The sequence below is a fragment of the Haloferax marisrubri genome, assembly GCF_001469875.2.
GTDB classification, from domain to species: Archaea; Halobacteriota; Halobacteria; order Halobacteriales; family Haloferacaceae; genus Haloferax; species Haloferax marisrubri.
This window is the reverse complement of the sequence record NZ_LOPW02000014.1, coordinates 1-2642: the sequence shown is the minus strand read 5'-3', so window position 1 is coordinate 2642 and position 2642 is coordinate 1. Positions and strand designations below refer to the sequence as shown.

Genomic DNA, 2642 nt, shown 5'->3' with positions numbered 1-2642 from the left:
GTGTAGGGAGTCGAGCGGACGTGCGTGCCGCTCGCTGTAAATGAAAAAAGCCCACTAGACCGAAGTCTAGTGGGCTTTGTATGAGTGGGGGCGGCGAACTGGATTTCCCAGAGGATCGCTCACTCCAGTACTGACCAGAACGCAGGTGAGCTTAACTTCCGTGTTCGGGATGGGTACGGGTGGAACCTCACCGCTCTGGCCGCCTTAATGCCGACCAACGGAATCGAACCGTTGCCATACCAATATCGGTCGGGCCGTCTTACCAATGTGTTCGTGCAATCCAGTTTGCGCCTGGACCCGTTCTCGGGTCTCAGTGCGTATGAATGTGGCTTGGACTGTTAGTGCTCGCGGGCTTAACAACTCGTTGCCTCGTTGCGTACACCCCGAGTCTATCGAACTCGTCTTCTACGAGTGTCCTCAGTGGAACTTCTTTTCCGTGTGGGTTTCGAGCTTAGATGCGTTCAGCTCTTACCCCGTGGTGCGTAGCTGCCCGGCATCTGCCCTCTCGGACAACCGGTACACCAGTGGCACCCATTCGTAGTTCCTCTCGTACTATACGAACGTTCACGTCAAGTTCCTTAACACCCCCAATAGATAGCAGCCGACCTGTCTCACGACGGTCTAAACCCAGCTCACGACCTCCTTTAATAGGCGAACAACCTCACCCTTGCCTGCTTCTGCACAGGCAGGATGGAGGGAACCGACATCGAGGTAGCAAGCCACCGGGTCGATATGTGCTCTTGCCGGTGACGACTCTGTTATCCCTAAGGTAGCTTTTCTGTCATCTACGGGTCCCATGAATGAACCTCGTAGGTTCGCTAGACCACGCTTTCGCGTCAGCGACACTCGTTGGGAATGTCACTGTCAGACTTCCGTTTGCTCTTGCGCTCTTCCACGAGTTCCCGACTCGCGTGAGGAAATCTTTGGGCGCGCTCGATATCTTTTCGAGCGCGTACCGCCCCAGTCAAACTGCCCGGCTACCGGTGTCCTCCGCCAGGAGTGAGAGTCGCAGTCACTAACGGGTAGTATTTCAATGATGCCTCGGTGGCCCGCTGGCGCGGGTACCTGTGTAATGGCTCCTACCTATGCTGCACATTAGCGACCACGTCTCAGCGACAGCCTGCAGTAAAGCTCTATAGGGTCTTCGCTTCCCCTTGGGGGTCTCCAGACTCCGCACTGGAACGTACTGTTCACCGGGCCCAACGTTGGGACAGTGACGCTCTCGTTGATCCATTCATGCAAGCCGCTACTGAAGCGGCAAGGTACTACGCTACCTTAAGAGGGTCATAGTTACCCCCGCCGTTGACGGGTCCTTCGTCCTATTGTACTAGGTGTTCAGATACCCGCACTGGGCAGGATTCAGTGACCGTACGAGTCCTTGCGGATTTGCGGTCACCTATGTTGTTACTAGACAGTCGGAGCGTCCGAGTCACTGCGACCTGCTCGGTCAAGAGCAGGCATCCCTTATCGCGAACTTACGGGACTAACTTGCCGAATTCCCTAACGTCGGTTGATCCCGACAGGCCTTGGCTTGCTCTGCCAGCGCACCTGTGTCGGATCTCGGTACGAGCTTCTTGCTTGTCTTTTCACGGGCTCTAGGTACCGCCGAATTTCTCTATCTCACCATTCGTTCGCTTCGTGCCGTTACGGCTTCCACGAATTTCGGTGATTCGACGGGGCGAAGGCCCCGCTCGGTGTTTCCTAAAGCGTCGACGTTTGGTGCAAGAAGGTACTGGAATATTAACCAGTTTCCCTTTCATCTATTTCGAATTACGGATAGACTTAGGATCGACTAACCCTCGGCTGATTGACAGTGCCGAGGAACCCTTGCGCGTAAGGCCGTCGGGGTTCACACCCGACTCTCGCTGCTACTGAGACCATGATTTTCGTTGCTGCACGGTCCACACGAGTTCTCACCCGTGCTTCCACCCATGCAGTATGCCAACCTACGGAATCGTGTCATAAGACACGCCGCCAGGTCTCGGAGGTGGATTTGAGTCCCGATCATTTTCGACGCCTCGAACCTCGGCCGGTAAGCTGTTACGCTATTCTTAGAGGGTAGCTGCTTCTAAGCTCACCTCCCGGCTGTTTAGGGCTCGAGACAATCTTCAATCACACTTAATCCACACTTTGGGTCCTTAACCTGGCTCTGGGTTGTCTCCCTCACGGTGCACAAGCTTACCCCGCACACCGGACTCCCTGAGTCTACGACGTTCGTAAGTTCGGAGTTTGACAGGGAAGCGAACTCCTCTCGGAGTCCGGATTCCCAATCGGTCGCTCTACCTCACGAACTATCTCATCAGAGGTCATGCTTCGACATGTTTCGGTTGGAACCAGCTGTTGCCAAGTTCGATGGGCCTTTCACCCCTACACCAGAGTCACGAGAGGGTATTGTAGGACACCAACTCTAACGGGCCTCCACGCAGCTTTCGCCACGCTTCGCCCTGCTCCGGCGTAGATCACTTGGTTTCGGGTCGCATCCGGTTGGCTCCCCGCCCTTGAAGACGGTGGCCCTGGTCAAAGACTGCGGCCGTATCGGTTTCCCTATGCCTCCGGGGGTTCACCCCTTAGACTCGCCAGTCAGATGCACTCCATGGTTCGTTTTTCAAAACGCACGACGTAACATCGGCTTCACTCAAGTC

Annotated in this window: 2 rRNA genes; both read right to left on the bottom strand. The window is 55.5% G+C overall.

Going from position 1 to position 2642, the window contains the following annotated elements:
• Positions 1–85: 85 nt before the first annotated feature.
• A 5S ribosomal RNA gene (gene rrf, locus AUR65_RS11430) occupies positions 86–207 on the bottom strand.
• Between the two features lie 111 nt (positions 208–318).
• Positions 319–2642: ribosomal RNA gene (locus AUR65_RS11425) — 23S ribosomal RNA — on the bottom strand; the annotation flags it as partial.